Below are 15707 nucleotides of genomic sequence, written 5' to 3' on the forward strand. Positions count from 1 at the left end.
TTGTTCCGCCTGTATCGTTCGAGGCTTGTCTGGCAGGAATGTTGCACGGCTGGCACGACGCCAGCTTGCGTATACGGCGTACGCGTCCGGTTAGCGTTTTCCACCGTTGTGACGCTCTGAGCGACACACGATGATGAAGATGTGACACCACGGGAAATCGCATTGCCTTCACGTGCCCCATTCCGATCCGGAACGCCGGCGCGCAGGGCAACTCCGGCCAGGGAGGTCAAGATGGATAGCTATCGAAAAATCCTGCTGTGCTATGACGGCTCCAGAGAGGGTCGCAAGGCGCTGCGTCAGGGCGCGAATCTCGCGCTCGACCTGAAGGCGGAAACGCACATTCTGGCTGTCGTCGACATGCGATCGAGCATCGCACAGAGCGCCGGGCTGCTGACCGACATGGCCTGCGGCCGCTTCGAGGACGCCGCGCGCGACATCCTCCAGGAAGGCGTGGACTGGTTGCGCGAACGCGGCCTGGCGGCGCAGGGACATTTCGCGTTCGGTCATCCGATCGATGAAATCGCGGCGCTCGCCGATCAGCTGAACGTGGATCTGGTGGTCGTCGGGCATCGCTGCCGCAATGGACTCGCGCGCTGGTGGATGGGCGCGGGGAACACGCCGCTGCTCGACCGCGTGAAGTGCAGCATTCTGGTCGCCGTGTGTCAGGCGGGGGAATCGACCGAGGCGGAAGAAGACGCTGCCATGGCGGCCCGGCCCGCCAAGGCCGAAGCGGGCGCCTGAACGACGCTTCAGCCGTCCAGGTTCACCGCGACGAGCTTCCACGATACGAGGCCATCGCGGTGAAAAATGGCTGAGTAGCGGGCGTCGCCTGCGCCGTGCTGATAGGTCACGACGAAAGTGTTCAAGCCTTGATAGCCCGCTGTCGTGGCGGGCGGTTGGGGCGCCGCATCGGGCGCTGGGGCATTGTTGCCCGAAGCCGGCGCTCCCGATGAAACCGGCGGCTCGTTCGTTCCGGCCGGCGGCGGACGTTCGCCGGGTGTGCCGCGCGGCGGGATGCCGTTGAGAATGGCCGCGACACCGTCAGGCGTGGCGTAGGTATCCACCAGCGGACCGACCACCGCCGCGCCGATCATCGCCCCGATGATCGCCAGCGGATTGCCGCTCTTCTGAATGTCCACGCGCCGCGTGAGCAGGGCGGCAACCTGCTCCTTGAGGCTCGCGCGCAGCGCGGGGTAATCGACATATTGGTTGACCGTCTGCGCGTCGCGCGCATCGGCCGCGCGCTTGAGGCGATTCAATGCGATATACGGCGATGCGTAGAGATATCCCAGCAGTCCGATGACGATCAGGACGACGAGCGTGGTCAGGGTGAAGCGGGTAGTGCGGGACATGCGACGGAAGGGCCTCGTGCGGAACGTGAATTCCGATTGACCGCGCATGCGCCCGATAAATCCCGCGAACCGGAATTCAACGTCTGCCGAACCCCGCTTATGCGAGGATTCCGCCCGCCAGTCCGGCGCTTTCCTCGGCGATGCAGCGGTCGAGCATGCGCGACACTTCGTCGATCTTGCCGACCAGGATTACGCGGGATTGTCCACGATAAACGCGCACCGGCGCGCGTTCCGCCGCTTCCGCGTGCACGGTGCTGTTCAGCGACACCCGCGCAAAAGCAGGTTGACGCGACGGCAGTGCGGGCATGTCCGTCTCGAAGAGATCCGGCGTGGTTTCGGCGCGCGGCATGCCGCACGAAATCAGCGTGCGCAGATGACGCAGACGGCCGAATTGGCGGAAGGGCAACAAGCGGGCGAAACGTTCCATGGTGACTCTCCAGACGATAGGGCGCACAGCGGCGCGCCGTGAACGGTGGCCGTCATGCTGGTTTTTCGGTTGAACGCCCGAGTGAGCGTCGCTGCGGTTGGTGAGGTGATATTCCGCTTTGTCCAGGACATTTCTTGTCTCTTTGGGACAAGCGGGACATCAAAATTCCGAATCTTTTCCGAGTCTTGGCCTCATTGATCTCACCAACGCTTATGCGGGGACGTCAGAATTCGCCGGAACGAATCAGGCCGACCGCAATGCCTTCGAGCGCGAACTCGCCGCTGCCGGAGCGCACGAAAATGTTCTCGTAGTCCGGATTCTCGGCGATCAGCTCGACGCCATCGCGATGACGCTTCCAGCGCTTCACCGTCACGTCGTCGCCCAGACGCGCGACGACGATTTGCCCGTCCTTTGCTTCGGTGCGCTTCTGCACGGCGAGCAGGTCGCCGTCGAGAATGCCCGCGTCGCGCATGGACAGCCCGCGCACCTTCAGCAAGTAGTCCGGCTTGCTCGAAAACAGCGCCGGGTCACACGCGTAGTGCTGCGAGATGTGCTCCTGCGCGAGGATGGGACTACCGGCCGCAACCCGGCCGACGAGCGGCAGCGAGAGCTGCATGATGCTCGCATGCGGGAGCGTGAACTGATGCGGCATGTCTTCCAGCCGCTCGATGCGCGTTGCCTCGGCGAGCAGGCGAATGCCGCGCGACGAGCCCGCCGCGAGTTCGATCACGCCCTTGCGTGCGAGCGCCCTGAGATGTTCCTCGGCCGAATTGGCCGAACTGAAGCCGAGTTCGGCGGCGATCTCGGCGCGTGTGGGCGGGAAGCCCGTACGCTCGATCGCGCGCTGGATCAGCTCGAACACCTGCTGCTGCCGCGCGGTGAGTTTGGATGTCTTGTTCACTGGCTCGGACCCCTGGGGCACTGTATGGATGGACAGGTGACTGTATTTTTATACAGTATTCCGCGCTTTTCAAGCTTTACTTTAAGTTCGGCCTTGCAGGCCCCCGATACGCTCGATGCGCGGCCGGAGTGCCTTTCTACGCACAGGAATAAGCTTCTTAGCAGTTTTACGTATAAAAAAGTGAGAAACGATTATTTCTAATCATATAGACGCCTAGTTAGACTGATTCCGTCAATTCGATAAGACGGAGAACGGGGAATGCAAAGCTTGAAATGGGGATTGGGCCGGGGCGCGCGACGCCTGCTTGCGGCGGCGGCACTGACGGCTGCGGGCATCGGCATGGCGGCGTCAGCGAGCGCGGAGACATCGTTCTTGAACGTGTCCTACGATCCGACGCGCGAGCTCTATCAGGACTTCAATCAGGCCTTCGCGAAGAAGTGGAAGGCCGAGACGGGCGAGACCGTCACCTTCAAGCAGTCGCACGGCGGCTCCGGCGGTCAGGCCCGTGCGGTCCTCGACGGTCTGCAGGCCGACGTCGTTACCCTTGCGCTGGCGTATGACATCGACGCCCTGGCGAGCAAGGGGCTCGTCAACGCGGACTGGCAAAAGCGTCTGCCGGACAACGCCTCGCCGTACACCTCGACCATCGTGTTCCTGGTGCGCAAGGGCAATCCGAAGCACATCAAGGACTGGGACGATCTGGCGAAGCCGGGCGTGTCGATCGTCACGCCGAATCCGAAGACCTCGGGCGGCGCGCGCTGGAACTACCTTGCCGCGTGGGCGTATGCGCAGCACAAGCCGGGCGGCAACGAGCAGAGCGCGAAGGACTTCGTGACGAAGCTCTACAAGAACGCGGGCGTGCTCGATTCCGGCGCGCGCGGCGCAACGACGAGCTTCGTGCAGCGCGGCCAGGGCGACGTGCTGATCGCGTGGGAGAACGAGGCGTTCCTGTCGCTGAAGGAGTTCGGTCCGGAGAAGTTCGAGATCGTGGTGCCGTCGGTGAGCATCCTGGCGGAGCCGCCGGTCGCGGTGGTGGACAAGGTCGTCGACAAGCACGGCACGCGCAAGCTCGCCGAGGCGTATCTCAAGTATCTGTATAGCGACGAAGGCCAGCAGATCGCCGCGCGCAACTTCTATCGGCCGCGTTCGAAGACCGTGCCGGCCGACCTCACGAAGCAGTTTCCGAAGCTGAAGCTCTACACCATCGACGACACGTTCGGCGGCTGGGCCAAGGCGCAGAAGACGCACTTTGCCGATGGCGGCGTGTTCGACTCGATCTACCAGCCGCAGTAAGGACAGGTCACGACGACGCGGCGCACCCATGACGCCGCGCGTCGTTCAGGCAGTACCCCGGCAGTACGCGCCTCCCCCGGCGCAAAAGGAAGACTCAAGGATGACGACCTTCACATTCAGGAAACCGAGCGCGTTGCCCGGTTTCGGCCTGACCCTCGGCATCACGCTGGCTTATCTGAGCCTCGTGGTGCTGATTCCGCTTGCGGCCACCTTCGCGAAGACCGCGACGCTCGACTGGGCCCAGTTCGTCCGCGCGGTGACCTCGCCGCGCGTGCTGGCCTCGTACCGGCTGACGTTCAGCGCGGCCCTCGGCGGCGCGCTCATCAACGCCGTGTTCGGCTTTCTCGTCGCGTGGGTGCTGGTGCGCTACACGTTCCCGTTCAAGCGCATCGTCGATGCGATGGTCGACCTGCCGTTCGCGCTGCCCACGTCGGTCGCGGGCATCTCGCTCGCCGCGGTCTATGCGAGCAACGGCTGGGTGGGCCAGTATCTCGCGCCGCTCGGCATCAAGGTCGCGTTTACGCCGCTCGGCGTGCTGGTCGCGCTGACGTTCATCGGCCTGCCGTTCGTCGTGCGCACGGTGCAGCCGGTGCTGGAGGACTTCGAGCGCGAGCAGGAAGAAGCCGCCGCATGCCTTGGCGCGTCGCGCTGGCTGACGTTCCGCCGGGTGGTGCTGCCGTCGCTGTTGCCCGCCTTGCTGACGGGCTTCGCGCTGGCGTTCGCGCGTGCGCTCGGCGAATACGGCTCGGTCATTTTCATCGCCGGCAACGTGCCGATGAAGTCCGAGATCACCTCGCTGCTCATCATCACCAAGCTCGAACAGTACGACTATGCCGGCGCCACCGCACTCGCCGTCGTGATGCTGTGCGTGTCCTTCCTGATGCTGCTGCTCATCAACACCTTGCAGTGGTTCCTGCAACGGCGCACCAGCAAGACCGGAGCCGCGCCCGCACGAGTGTCCCAGGCGGCGGGAGAACCGGCATGAGCAAGGTCCTGCCATTGCAAACCTCGTCGCAGCGCGACACGCACACGCTCAATCCCGTCACCGAACCGCGCGCGGTGCGCTGGCTGCTGACGGGCATCGCGCTCGCGTTCCTGGCGTTCTTTCTCGTCGTGCCGCTCGCGGCCGTGTTCGCGCAGGCCTTCGCCAAGGGCCTCGACTACTACTTCGAGTCGCTGAAGGACCCGGATGCGTGGTCCGCGATCAAGCTGACGCTCCTGACGGCCGCGATCGCCGTGCCGCTGAATCTCGTGTTCGGGCTGGCGGCTTCGTGGGCCATCGCGAAGTTCGACTTTCGCGGCAAGGCGCTGCTCACCACGCTGATCGATCTGCCGTTCTCGGTGTCGCCGGTGATCTCCGGCCTCATCTATGTGCTGATGTTCGGCGCGCAGGGCTGGTTCGGCCCGTGGCTCGCCGCGCACGACGTGCAGATCATCTTCGCGGTGCCGGGCATCGTGCTCGCGACGATCTTCGTGACGTTCCCGTTCGTCGCGCGTGAACTGATTCCGCTGATGCAGGCTCAGGGCAACGACGAAGAAGAAGCGGCGCATGTGCTGGGCGCGTCGGGCTGGCAGATCTTCCGTCGCGTGACCTTGCCCAATGTGAAGTGGGGCCTGCTGTACGGCGTGATCCTCTGCAACGCGCGCGCCATGGGCGAGTTCGGCGCAGTCTCGGTGGTTTCCGGCCACATTCGCGGCCAGACCGACACCATGCCGCTGCACGTCGAAATCCTCTACAACGAATACAACTTCTCGGCAGCGTTCGCGGTGGCGTCGCTGCTTGCGCTGCTCGCGCTCGTGACGCTCGCGCTCAAGCTCCTCGCGGAGCGGCGCATGACGCAGTCCGTAAGCGAAGCCAAAGCCAAAGCCTCCGCCACCGCCCCCGCACAGAACTGACAGGCCGACATCATCATGAGCATCATCGTTCGCAATCTGCAAAAACGCTTCGGCGATTTCACCGCGCTCGACCAGGTCTCGCTGGACTTTCCCGCCGGCGAACTGGTCGCGCTGCTCGGGCCGTCGGGCTGCGGCAAGACCACGCTGCTGCGGGTCATCGCCGGCCTCGAATTCGCCGACGCGGGACAAGTCGTGCTGCACGGCGAGGACGTCGCGGAAGTGGGCGCCCGCGAGCGCCAGGTCGGCTTCGTGTTCCAGCATTACGCGCTGTTCCGTCACATGACGGTGTTCGAGAACGTCGCGTTCGGCCTGCGCGTGAAGCCGCGCCGCGAGCGGCCGAGCGAAGCCGTGATCCGCGAGAAGGTGCATGAACTGCTCAAGCTCGTGCAGCTCGACTGGCTCGCGGAACGCTTTCCTTCGGAACTGTCGGGCGGACAGCGGCAGCGCATTGCGTTGGCGCGGGCGCTGGCCGTCGAGCCGAAGGTCCTGCTGCTCGACGAACCGTTCGGCGCGCTCGATGCCAAGGTGCGCAAGGAACTGCGCAGCTGGCTGCGGCGTCTGCATGACGACCTGCATATCTCGACGCTGTTCGTCACGCACGACCAGGAAGAAGCGCTGGAGGTGGCCGACCGCATCGTCGTGATGAATCACGGCCATGTGGAGCAGGTCGGCAGCCCGCAGGACGTGTACGATCATCCGCAGACTTCGTTCGTCTACGAGTTCCTCGGCGCGGCAAATCGCCTGCAAGGCCAGGTCGATGCCAACGGCTTCACCGCCGACGGCGCCGCCAGCCCGATCGCCGCGCAGGCCCATTTCAGCGGCCGCGCGCTGGCTTACGTCCGGCCGCACGATCTCGCGCTGTATCCGGCGGACGGCGCGCATCGCGACGGCATCACGGTCGGCGTGCGGCGCGTCGTGACGCTCGGCGGCTCGGTGCGCGTGGAACTGGAAGGCAACGCGGGCGGCGTGATTGAAGCGGAACTGGATCGCGAGGCCTGGCGCGCACTGCGGCTCGAAGTCGGCGACGGCGTGACCGCGGTGCCGCGCACGCTGCGCGTGTTTCCGGCGCAATGACACACAGAACCATAGAACAAGCGATAAAAGCATCACGGAGAGACTCCCATGAACTTCCAGCAACTGCGTTTCGTGCGTGAGGCCGTACGTCAGAACATGAACCTGACGGAAGTGGCCAACGTGCTGTACACGTCGCAATCGGGCGTGTCGAAACAGATCAAGGACCTCGAGGACGAACTCGGCGTCGATATCTTCGTGCGCCGCGGCAAGCGCCTCACCGGGCTGACCGAGCCGGGCAAGGAAGTGCATCAGCTGATCGAGCGCATGCTGCTCGACGCCGAGAATCTGCGGCGCGTCGCGCGTCAGTTCGCGGATCAGGACAACGGCCATCTGGTCGTGGCGACCACGCATACGCAGGCACGCTACGCGCTGCCCAAGGTGATCCGCCAGTTCACGGAAGTGTTCCCGAAGGTCCATCTCGCACTGCGCCAGGGCAGTCCGCAGCAGATCGCGCAGATGATCATCAACGGCGAGGCGGACATCGGCATTTCCACCGAGGCGCTGGACCGCTATCCGGATATCGTCACGTTCCCGTGCTATTCGTGGCATCACACGGTGGTGGTGCCGAAGGATCATCCGCTGGTCGGGCGCGAGAATCTTTCGCTGGAGGACATCGCGGAATATCCGATCGTCACCTACGACACGGACTTCACCGGCCGCTCGCATGTCGACCAGGCGTTCGCGAGCGTCGGCGCGATACCCGACATCGTACTCACCGCCATCGACGCCGACGTCATCAAGACCTATGTGGAGCTTGGCATGGGCATCGGCATCGTCGCGGCGATGGCCTACGACGCGAAGCGCGATTCGGAACTCGTCGCGCTGGATACGCAGCATCTGTTCGAGGCGAGCACCACGCGCGTCGGCCTGCGCAAGGGCGCGTTCCTGCGCGCGTATGCGTACCGTCTGATCGAGATGTTCGCCCCGCAACTCGACGAAGCGCAGATCGCCGCGCAACTGCGCGAAGCGGCTTAGTGCAAGCGTGACGTCCTTGCCGGCTGATTTACAATCGCCGGCATGAACCCATCCTCTCTCCCTCGCATCGCCGTGCTCGCAACCGGCGGCACCATCGCCGGATCGGCCGGCGATGCCTCGAAAACCGCGGGCTACAAGGCGGGCGTCGTCGGCGTGGACAAGCTGCTCGACGCGGTGCCCGCACTCGCTTCGGTAGCGAGCATTCACGCGGAACAGATCGCGAGCATCGACAGCAAGGACATGAGCGCAGCGCTCTGGACGACGCTGTCGCGCCGCATCGACGCGCTGCTGGCGCAGGACGACATCGACGGCATCGTGGTCACGCACGGCACCGATACGCTCGAAGAAACCGCTTACCTGCTGCATCTGACGGTGAAGCACGCGAAGCCCGTCGTGCTGACGGCGGCGATGCGGCCGTCCACCGCGTTGTCCGCCGACGGTCCGCTGAACCTCCTCAATGCGGTGACGGTGGCAGCCTCGTCGGATGCGTCGGGCAAGGGCGTGCTGGTGGCGTTCAACAACCAGATTCACTGCGCCCGCGATGTAACCAAGACGAGCACCTATGCCGTCGATGCCTTCCGTTCACCCGAAACCGGCGTGCTGGGCTTCGTGCAGGACGGACGCGTCGAATTCCAGCGCGTGGCCGTGCGGACGCACACCGTGGCGAGCGAATTCGCCGTGACGGATCAATGGCCGATGGTCGAGATCGTCGCGAGTTATGCGGACGCTTCGCGCGTGACCGTCGATGCACTCGTGGCGGCCGGGGTGAAAGGGATTGTGGTGGCGGGCACGGGCAACGGCTCGATGCATGCCGCGCTGACGCAGGCGCTCGCCGATGCAGTGAAACGGGGCGTGGCGGTGGTGCGTGCGTCGCGCGTGGGATCGGGCCATGTGATGCGCAATGGCGCGGCCCCGGATGACGCGTTGGGCACGGTGAGCGCAGGCACATTGAACCCCTACAAGGCGCGCGTGCTGCTGATGCTCGCGCTGGTCAAAGGCGATAACGACCTGCAACGCGTATTCGACATGTACTGAAAAAAACGCGAGCTCACGGCTCGCGTTTTCCATGTTGTGCGCCCGAGCCTCACGCAGCCGGAGGAATGCGCAACACCTGTCCCGGATAGATCTTGTCGGGGCTCTTCAGCATCGGCTTGTTCGCCTCGAAGATCTGATCGTTCTTCGCGCCGCTGCCGTAATACTTCTCGGCGATTTTCCAGAGATTGTCGCCCGACACGACGGTGTAATACTGCGACTCGGGTTCCGAGTTCGGCACGGTCAACTGGTCGTCCACCTTATCGACGTGCTGCACATTGCCTGCGGCGACCAGAATCTTTTCCTTGGTCGCCTGATCCGGCGCCTGTCCCGACACCGTGACCGTGTGCGACGCGCCGTCGTATTTCACATCGAGGTTATCCGCGTTGAGGCCTTGCGAGCGAATATAAGTAGCGATGGCTTCGCCTGCTTTCTGGTTCAGCGCGGCAACATCCGGCGCCGCGGCGGGCGCCGCAGCCTGTGCGGCCGGCGTGGCTGCGCCGAAGAGTTTCTCGCCTGCTTCCTTGATAAAGCTGAGGATTCCCATTGTCTGGCTCCTTGGTTGAAGTGGTGAGACGGCCTGCGACTTTCAGGCAGTTTAGTCGCGCGCACCACCAGATAGTTCTGAGTTTCAACAAAGGAGTTGCAACACCGCTCGTATGGAAGCGGCAGGAATCGATGCATGGCAATCCGACGCGGACACCCGACGACACTCCGTCTGACCGACCAAGGCTTACCCGGCGCAACGCCGGGTGCCGCTCTCGGACCCCACTTGCCGCCCTCAGCCCAGGACGGCATTTGTCCCGCGTGCCCATACGCGGGACGCCCCACGGTTCAGGTGCCGCGCGTTACGCGGCGGCCTTGGCTTGCGCCGGCTCGTCGGCCACCTGGAAGTTGGACATGATCTCGAGCGCGCGCACGAGCGCCGAGTGATCCCATGCCTTGCCGCCGTTCGCGGCGCACACGCTGAAGAGTTGCTGCGCGCTTGCCGTGTGGGGCAGGGCGAGGCCCATCTTGCGCGCGCCGTCGAGCGCGAGGTTCAGATCCTTTTGATGCAGTTCGATCCGGAAGCCCGGGTTGAACGTGCGCTTGGTCATGCGTTCGCCGTGTACTTCGAGGATGCGCGACGACGCGAAGCCGCCCATCAGCGCCCGGCGGACACGCTCCGGATCGGCGCCCGAGCGCGCGGCGAACAGCAGCGCTTCGGCGACTGCCTCGATGTTCAGCGCGACGATGATCTGGTTCGCCACCTTGCAGGTCTGGCCCGCGCCGTTGTCGCCGATCAGCGAGATGTTCTTGCCCATCAGCTCGAACAGCGGCTTCGCGATCTCGAAGGATTTTTCCGGGCCGCCGACCATGATGGTGAGCGTCGCCTCACGTGCGCCGACTTCGCCGCCCGAGACCGGTGCATCGAGATAGTCGCAGCCGAGCGCGTTGATCTTCTTCGCGAATTCCTGCGTGTCGAGCGGCGCGATCGAGCTCATGTCGATCACGAGCTTGCCCTTCGAGAGGCCCTTGGCGACGCCGTCGTCGGCGAACAGCACATTGGCGACATCGGGCGTGTCCGGCACCATCGTGATGACGATCTCGCTGGCTTTCGCGACCGCGGCCGAGTCTTCCACGACTTTGGTCTGTGCGCGAATGTCGTCCGGTACCGGAAACTTGCCGTTCACGACGAGCGCGTGGCCGCCCTTGATGAGATTGCGCGCCATGTGCGCGCCCATGATGCCGAGGCCGATGAAACCGATCGTTGCCATACTGGATGCTCCTCCTTGTGTACTGGTGTCCAGGTGTCCGGGGTTAGGCCGCGCTGCCTGCCGTCACGCCGCCGATGCGTTCGAGCCAGCCCAGGCCCGCGTCGGTGCCGTTGAGCGGCTTGTACTCGCAGCCGATCCAGCCTTGATAGCCGATCTCGTCGAGCAGCGGGAACAGGAACGCGTAGTTGATTTCGCCGGTGCCCGGTTCGTTGCGGCCGGGGTTGTCGGCGAGCTGGATGTGCGCGATCTGCGGCAGATGCTTCCTGATGGTCGCCGCGAGTTCGCCTTCCATGCGCTGCATGTGATAGATGTCGTACTGCAGGAACAGATTGTCCGAGCCGACCGCGCGGATCACGTCGAGCCCGTCCTTCGAGCGGTTCAACGCGAAGCCGGGAATGTCGTAGTTGTTGCACGGCTCCACCAGCAGGCGGATGTTTTCTTTCTTGAGCGCGTCGGCGGCGAAGCGCAGGTTCTCGATGATCGTCGCGCGTGCCTGTTCCGTCGAAACGCCGGCCGTCGGAATGCCGACGAGGCAGTTCAGTTGCGGCACGTTCAGCGCCTTTGCGTATTCGATGGCGCGCGGCACGCCTTCACGGAACTCCGCCACGCGGTCCGGCAGGCAGGCGATGCCGCGCTCGCCCGCCTCCCAGTTTCCGGCGGGCAGGTTGTGCAGCACGATCTTCAAATCGTGGTCCTTCAGGCGCTGCTGAATATCGCTGATCGAAAACGCGTACGGGAACAGGAACTCGACCGCGCTGAAACCCGCGTTCGCCGCAGCCGCGAAGCGGTCGAGGAACGGGACTTCGTTGAACAGCATGGTCAGGTTCGCAGCAAATTTCGGCATGGTTCGGTCCTGATGGTCGGTCAGTGATGAAGGCCGCGCGCCTTCAACGAACGCGCGGCGGCGAAGCAGGAGAATCAGTCCAGCGGCGTGACGGCAGTCGGCGCATCCGACTTGCTCTCCGCCAGTTCCTCGAACTCGTTGATCGCGTCGATTTCGGTGCCCATCGCGATGTTGGTCACGCGTTCGAGAATCATCTCGACGACCACCGGCACCTGATGTTCCGCAGCCAGCGCCTGCGCTTGCTTCAATGCGGGCGCGATCTCCTCCGGCTTGTGCACGCGCAGCGCCTTGCAGCCAAGCCCTTCGGCCACTGCCACGTGATCGACGCCATAGCCGTCGAGTTCAGGCGCATTGATGTTGTCGAACGCGAGCTGCACGCAGTAGTCCATGTCGAAGCCGCGCTGCGCCTGGCGAATCAGCCCGAGATACGAGTTGTTCACGACCACGTGCACGTACGGCAGCTTGAATTGCGCACCGACCGCAAGCTCTTCGATCATGAACTGGAAGTCATAGTCGCCCGACAGCGCGACGATCTTGCGTTGCGGATCGGCTGCCCGCACGCCGAGCGCCGCCGGAATGGTCCAGCCGAGCGGGCCGGCCTGGCCGCAGTTGATCCAGTTGCGCGCCTTGAACACATGCAGGAACTGCGCGCCTGCAATCTGCGACAGACCGATCGTCGTGACGAAGCAGGTGTCGCGGTCGAACGCGAGGTTCATTTCCTCGTAGACGCGCTGCGGCTTCATCGGCACGTTGTCGAAGTGCGTCTTGCGCTGCATCGTGCGCTTGCGCTGCTGGCAGTCCGCCACCCACGCGCCGCGATCCTTCAGCTTGCCGGCCGCCTTCCACTCCTGCGCCACCTCGACGAACAGCTCCAACGCCGCTTTCGCGTCCGACACGATGCCGAGATCCGGCCCGAACACGCGGCCGATCTGCGTCGGCTCGATATCGACGTGCACGAACTTGCGGCCCTTCGTGTACACCTCGACGCTGCCCGTATGACGGTTCGCCCAGCGGTTGCCAATGCCGAGCACGAAGTCGGAGGCGAGCATCGTCGCGTTGCCGTAGCGGTGCGAGGTTTGCAGGCCGACCATGCCGGCCATCAGCGGATGGTCGTCGGGGATCGCGCCCCAGGACATCAGCGTCGGGATCACCGGCACGCCGATGGTTTCAGCGAACTTCACGAGCAGGTCTTCCGCCACCGCGTTGAGCACGCCGCCGCCGGAGACGATCAAGGGCTTGTCGGCGTCGTTGAGCATGGTCAGCGCTTTTTCGATCTGTGCGCGCGTTGCCTTCGGCTTGTAGACCGGCAGCGGTTCGTAGGTGTCGATGTCGAATTCGATCTCGGCCATCTGCACGTCGATCGGCAGATCGACCAGCACCGGGCCCGGACGGCCGGAGCGCATCAGGTGGAACGCCTGCTGGAACACGCGCGGCACCAGCGCCGGCTCGCGCACGGTGACGGCCCATTTGGTCACGGGCTTGGCGATCGATTCGATATCGACGGCCTGGAAATCTTCCTTGTAGAGCCGCGCGCGGGGCGCCTGGCCGGTGATCGCGAGGATCGGAATGGAGTCGGCCTGGGCGGAATACAGGCCGGTGATCATGTCCGTGCCGGCCGGTCCCGAGGTGCCGATGCACACCCCGATGTTGCCCGGCGCCGCACGGGTATAACCTTCGGCCATGTGCGAGGCGCCCTCGACGTGGCGCGCCAGCACATGGCTGATGCCGCCCGACTTCTTCATCGCCGAGTAGAACGGGTTGATGGCCGCGCCCGGCACGCCGAACGCGGTATCGATTCCTTCTTTTTCCAGCACGAGGACGGCTGCATCGACGGCTCTCATCTTGGGCATGGTTGTCTCCTTCAGGGGGCTCTAACTGAAATCGGGAAATGGCTGTCTGCTTTCATGCAGGGTTCGATGCACTTTAAGTCTGTGAAAAAGGTTTGATAAGATCAGCGCGAGTCGCTTTTTACCAAACAAAAAGTATCGAATGACGACGTGGCGCGGTTTGGCGGCCGGCGCGCGTCCGGAGACGACAGATGGACCGTTTCAAGCAGATCGAAACCTTCGTGCGGGTGGCCGAGGCCGGCAGTCTGGCTGCGGCGGCGCTGGAGGAGGGCGTCTCGCCGGTGATCCTCGGGCGGCGCATTGACGCGCTGGAGAAGCGCCTCGGCGTGAAGCTGATGTACCGCTCGACCCGGCGGCTGGTGGTCAGCGAAGAAGGCGCGGCGTTCCTCGACCGTTGCAAGAATTTGCTGGCCGAATGGGATCAGGCGGAAAACGAACTCGCGGCCGGACGGCGGGCGGTGGGCGGGCATCTGATCGTGTCCGCGCCGGCGGCGTTCGGGCGCATGCATGTCGCGCCGCACGCGCCGCGCTTTCTGGCCGACAAGCCCGAATTGCAGATGTCGTTCAATCTGACCGACCGCGTCGTCGATCTGGTGCGCGAGGGCTATGACCTGTCGATACGCATCGGCGGGGCCGTCGATCCGAACTTCGTCGCGGTGAAGCTGGCGGGCAACCGGCGCGTCGTGTGCGGGACGCCCGCGTACTTCAGGAAGCACGGCCGGCCGAAAACGCTCGAAGACCTGCCGAACCACAATTGCCTGGCGTTCAATCTGCAGGGCGGCCAGAACCGCGGATGGTATTTCCGCCGCAACGGCAAGATCGTGACGGTGCGCGTGGCCGGCACGCTCGATTGCAACGACGGAGAACTGCTGCACCGCTGGGCCTCGGAAGGGCTCGGACTGGGCTGGCGATCGACGTGGGAAATCCAGCGGCAACTGGAATCCGGCGAGCTCGAAACCGTTCTGGACGACTTCGAACTGCCTGACTACGACATTCTCGCGGTCTACCCGCAGCAGCGCTACGTGCCGGCGCGCGTGCGCTACTTCATTGATTATCTTAAGGAAATTTTCGCTCAACCGGGTTATTGGAGCCGTCCGCTCACGTTGCCGGGCGAGCCGGTTCACATGGAGACTGCGACGGTCAAGGATCGCTAACTGCCTGAAATCACTACTGAAATCGGCTGAGAAAAGGCTATCCGGCTTGCGATAAGCGCCATTCCACGCTATAGTCTCGGGCTTCTCACTTGCCGCACCGGTCCGACGCCCGGGCGGCTTATATCCACAAGTCAGTACAAGGAGTGAATATGCGTCATTACGAAATCGTCTTCATCGTGCATCCCGATCAAAGCGAGCAAGTGCCCGCCATGATCGAGCGCTACAAGAGCACGATCACGTCGCACGGTGGCCAGATCCACCGCGTCGAGGACTGGGGCCGTCGTCAACTGGCCTACATGATCGAGAAACTCGCCAAGGCTCACTACGTCTGCATGAACATCGAGTGCGACCAGCCCACGCTGGAAGAGCTGGAACACGCATTCAAGTTCAACGACGCCGTTCTGCGTCACCTGATCGTCAAGATGAAGAAGGCCGAGACCGGCCCGTCGCCGATGATGAAGGAAGTGCAGCGCGAAGAAGCCAAGAAGGCGGCCAGCCAGCCGTCCGAAGCGCAGGCTTAAGGCGAATCAGTTCGTCACAGCCACCAAGTTCAAGTGAATCGGCTGCAACTGACAGCAAGCGTCGTGGAACGCGAACCGGTGCGGTACACGCCCGCCGGCATCCCGATCGCAAGCTGCACGTTGCAACACGCCGCAGAAGTCGTCGAAGCGGGCATTGCCCGGAAAATCGAGCTGACCCTGCAGGCGGTCGCCGCCGGAGAGGCGAGCGGCAGGCTGGAAAGCTGTCCGATGGGCGTCGAAACACGCTTCACCGGCTTTCTGGCCAAGAAGAGCCGTAACGCGCGAACCCTGGTGTTTCACATCACAGAATTGCAGGACATTGGAAAGGACTAATCATGCCCCGCCCGACTGGTAAGAAATTCGACAAGCGTCGTCAGCAACAAAACCCGCTCTTCAAGCGCAAGAAGTTCTGCCGTTTCACGGCAGCCGGTGTCGATCAGATCGACTACAAGGACACGGAAACGCTGAAGGACTTCATCGGCGAAAACGGCAAGATCACGCCGGCTCGTCTGACTGGCACGAAGTCGCACTATCAGCGTCAGCTCGACACGGCCATCAAGCGCGCACGTTTCCTCGCGCTGCTGCCGTACACCGACCTGCACAAGGCCTAATCAGACGACGCAATAGGGAAAGC

At 63.9% G+C, this 15707-nt stretch carries 18 protein-coding genes; 11 read left to right on the forward strand and 7 right to left on the reverse strand.

The genetic code is table 11. From position 1 onward, the window contains the following. The first annotated feature begins 231 nt into the window (after positions 1 to 231). A complete protein-coding gene (locus QCE88_RS08085; protein WP_309832089.1) occupies positions 232 to 741 on the forward strand; it encodes a universal stress protein in 510 nt (169 codons plus the stop codon). Positions 742 to 749: 8 nt separating this feature from the next. Here the strand turns inward: QCE88_RS08085 and QCE88_RS08090 are convergent, their stop codons facing one another. From QCE88_RS08090 to lexA, 3 genes are all read right to left on the reverse strand, one after another. Then, positions 750 to 1352, reverse strand: a complete 603-nt coding sequence (locus QCE88_RS08090) for a DUF2939 domain-containing protein (RefSeq protein ID WP_309900777.1) — start codon at positions 1350 to 1352, stop codon at positions 750 to 752. 97 nt (positions 1353 to 1449) lie between these two features. After that, entirely contained in the window at positions 1450 to 1779 is a 330-nt protein-coding gene (locus tag QCE88_RS08095; protein WP_309900779.1) for a hypothetical protein, read from the reverse strand. Between the two features lie 223 nt (positions 1780 to 2002). Next, complete coding sequence (gene lexA / locus QCE88_RS08100; protein WP_309900781.1) at positions 2003 to 2680, reverse strand: transcriptional repressor LexA; 678 nt, start codon at positions 2678 to 2680, stop codon at positions 2003 to 2005. Positions 2681 to 2938: 258 nt separating this feature from the next. Here lexA and QCE88_RS08105 point away from each other — a divergent pair, with 258 nt between their 5' ends. The 6 genes from QCE88_RS08105 to QCE88_RS08130 all read left to right on the forward strand — a co-directional run bounded on the left by QCE88_RS08105 (position 2939) and on the right by QCE88_RS08130 (position 8953). Then, entirely contained in the window at positions 2939 to 3973 is a 1035-nt protein-coding gene (locus QCE88_RS08105) for a sulfate ABC transporter substrate-binding protein (RefSeq protein WP_309900783.1), read from the forward strand. 100 nt (positions 3974 to 4073) lie between these two features. Continuing rightward, complete coding sequence (gene cysT / locus QCE88_RS08110; RefSeq protein ID WP_309900785.1) at positions 4074 to 4958, forward strand: sulfate ABC transporter permease subunit CysT; 885 nt, start codon at positions 4074 to 4076, stop codon at positions 4956 to 4958. Further along, positions 4955 to 5869 carry a sulfate ABC transporter permease subunit CysW gene (gene cysW, locus QCE88_RS08115; RefSeq protein WP_309900787.1) on the forward strand — a complete coding sequence of 305 codons (915 nt, stop codon included), beginning with the start codon at positions 4955 to 4957 and terminating at the stop codon, positions 5867 to 5869. Before cysT ends, cysW begins: the two co-directional genes overlap by 4 nt. A 15-nt stretch (positions 5870 to 5884) precedes the next feature. Next, positions 5885 to 6943 carry a sulfate ABC transporter ATP-binding protein gene (locus QCE88_RS08120; protein ID WP_309900789.1) on the forward strand — a complete coding sequence of 353 codons (1059 nt, stop codon included), beginning with the start codon at positions 5885 to 5887 and terminating at the stop codon, positions 6941 to 6943. Positions 6944 to 6991: 48 nt separating this feature from the next. Further along, on the forward strand, positions 6992 to 7918 hold the full coding sequence (locus QCE88_RS08125) for a CysB family HTH-type transcriptional regulator (protein WP_309832106.1): 927 nt from the start codon (positions 6992 to 6994) through the stop codon (positions 7916 to 7918). Positions 7919 to 7960: 42 nt separating this feature from the next. Further along, a complete protein-coding gene (locus QCE88_RS08130; RefSeq protein ID WP_309900790.1) occupies positions 7961 to 8953 on the forward strand; it encodes an asparaginase in 993 nt (330 codons plus the stop codon). A 49-nt stretch (positions 8954 to 9002) separates the two neighbouring features. Here the strand turns inward: QCE88_RS08130 and lysM are convergent, their stop codons facing one another. The 4 genes from lysM to gcl all read right to left on the reverse strand — a co-directional run bounded on the left by lysM (position 9003) and on the right by gcl (position 13401). Further along, positions 9003 to 9497: a peptidoglycan-binding protein LysM gene (gene lysM, locus QCE88_RS08135; protein ID WP_309900793.1), complete on the reverse strand. Its 495-nt coding sequence runs from the start codon at positions 9495 to 9497 to the stop codon at positions 9003 to 9005. Positions 9498 to 9798: 301 nt separating this feature from the next. Then, positions 9799 to 10707 carry a 2-hydroxy-3-oxopropionate reductase gene (locus QCE88_RS08140; protein ID WP_309832110.1) on the reverse strand — a complete coding sequence of 303 codons (909 nt, stop codon included), beginning with the start codon at positions 10705 to 10707 and terminating at the stop codon, positions 9799 to 9801. A gap of 43 nt (positions 10708 to 10750) precedes the next feature. Continuing rightward, complete coding sequence (hyi, locus tag QCE88_RS08145; protein ID WP_309900795.1) at positions 10751 to 11551, reverse strand: hydroxypyruvate isomerase; 801 nt, start codon at positions 11549 to 11551, stop codon at positions 10751 to 10753. Between the two features lie 74 nt (positions 11552 to 11625). Next, a complete protein-coding gene (gene gcl, locus QCE88_RS08150) occupies positions 11626 to 13401 on the reverse strand; it encodes a glyoxylate carboligase (RefSeq protein WP_309900797.1) in 1776 nt (591 codons plus the stop codon). 188 nt (positions 13402 to 13589) lie between these two features. Here gcl and QCE88_RS08155 point away from each other — a divergent pair, with 188 nt between their 5' ends. The 4 genes from QCE88_RS08155 (at position 13590) to rpsR (ending at position 15684) form a co-directional block, all read left to right on the forward strand. Next, positions 13590 to 14552, forward strand: a complete 963-nt coding sequence (locus QCE88_RS08155; RefSeq protein WP_309900800.1) for a LysR substrate-binding domain-containing protein — start codon at positions 13590 to 13592, stop codon at positions 14550 to 14552. A gap of 149 nt (positions 14553 to 14701) precedes the next feature. Then, on the forward strand, positions 14702 to 15073 hold the full coding sequence (rpsF, locus tag QCE88_RS08160; protein WP_309832118.1) for a 30S ribosomal protein S6: 372 nt from the start codon (positions 14702 to 14704) through the stop codon (positions 15071 to 15073). A gap of 33 nt (positions 15074 to 15106) precedes the next feature. Next, positions 15107 to 15406, forward strand: a complete 300-nt coding sequence (priB, locus tag QCE88_RS08165; RefSeq protein ID WP_007000151.1) for a primosomal replication protein N — start codon at positions 15107 to 15109, stop codon at positions 15404 to 15406. 2 nt (positions 15407 to 15408) lie between these two features. Then, the gene (gene rpsR, locus QCE88_RS08170; RefSeq protein ID WP_309900802.1) at positions 15409 to 15684 is read left to right on the forward strand and encodes a 30S ribosomal protein S18; all 276 of its coding nucleotides are present in this window, start codon (positions 15409 to 15411) and stop codon (positions 15682 to 15684) included. Positions 15685 to 15707 lie beyond the last annotated feature (23 nt).

This window comes from Caballeronia sp. LZ035 (genome assembly GCF_031451175.1).
Lineage (GTDB): Bacteria > Pseudomonadota > Gammaproteobacteria > Burkholderiales > Burkholderiaceae > Caballeronia.

Bases quoted from the DNA above. Each gene is read 5' to 3' on its own strand.
- cysT (WP_309900785.1), top strand. From the start codon at position 4,074: ATGACGACCTTCACATTCAGGAAACCGAGCGCGTTGCCCGGTTTCGGC.
- QCE88_RS08095 (WP_309900779.1), bottom strand. From the start codon at position 1,779: ATGGAACGTTTCGCCCGCTTGTTGCCCTTCCGCCAATTCGGCCGTCTG.
- QCE88_RS08140 (WP_309832110.1), bottom strand. From the start codon at position 10,707: ATGGCAACGATCGGTTTCATCGGCCTCGGCATCATGGGCGCGCACATG.
- lysM (WP_309900793.1), bottom strand. From the start codon at position 9,497: ATGGGAATCCTCAGCTTTATCAAGGAAGCAGGCGAGAAACTCTTCGGC.
- QCE88_RS08130 (WP_309900790.1), top strand. From the start codon at position 7,961: ATGAACCCATCCTCTCTCCCTCGCATCGCCGTGCTCGCAACCGGCGGC.
- hyi (WP_309900795.1), bottom strand. From the start codon at position 11,551: ATGCCGAAATTTGCTGCGAACCTGACCATGCTGTTCAACGAAGTCCCG.
- rpsF (WP_309832118.1), top strand. From the start codon at position 14,702: ATGCGTCATTACGAAATCGTCTTCATCGTGCATCCCGATCAAAGCGAG.
- cysW (WP_309900787.1), top strand. From the start codon at position 4,955: ATGAGCAAGGTCCTGCCATTGCAAACCTCGTCGCAGCGCGACACGCAC.
- QCE88_RS08105 (WP_309900783.1), top strand. From the start codon at position 2,939: ATGCAAAGCTTGAAATGGGGATTGGGCCGGGGCGCGCGACGCCTGCTT.
- gcl (WP_309900797.1), bottom strand. From the start codon at position 13,401: ATGCCCAAGATGAGAGCCGTCGATGCAGCCGTCCTCGTGCTGGAAAAA.
- QCE88_RS08120 (WP_309900789.1), top strand. From the start codon at position 5,885: ATGAGCATCATCGTTCGCAATCTGCAAAAACGCTTCGGCGATTTCACC.
- QCE88_RS08085 (WP_309832089.1), top strand. From the start codon at position 232: ATGGATAGCTATCGAAAAATCCTGCTGTGCTATGACGGCTCCAGAGAG.
- QCE88_RS08155 (WP_309900800.1), top strand. From the start codon at position 13,590: ATGGACCGTTTCAAGCAGATCGAAACCTTCGTGCGGGTGGCCGAGGCC.
- QCE88_RS08125 (WP_309832106.1), top strand. From the start codon at position 6,992: ATGAACTTCCAGCAACTGCGTTTCGTGCGTGAGGCCGTACGTCAGAAC.
- rpsR (WP_309900802.1), top strand. From the start codon at position 15,409: ATGCCCCGCCCGACTGGTAAGAAATTCGACAAGCGTCGTCAGCAACAA.
- QCE88_RS08090 (WP_309900777.1), bottom strand. From the start codon at position 1,352: ATGTCCCGCACTACCCGCTTCACCCTGACCACGCTCGTCGTCCTGATC.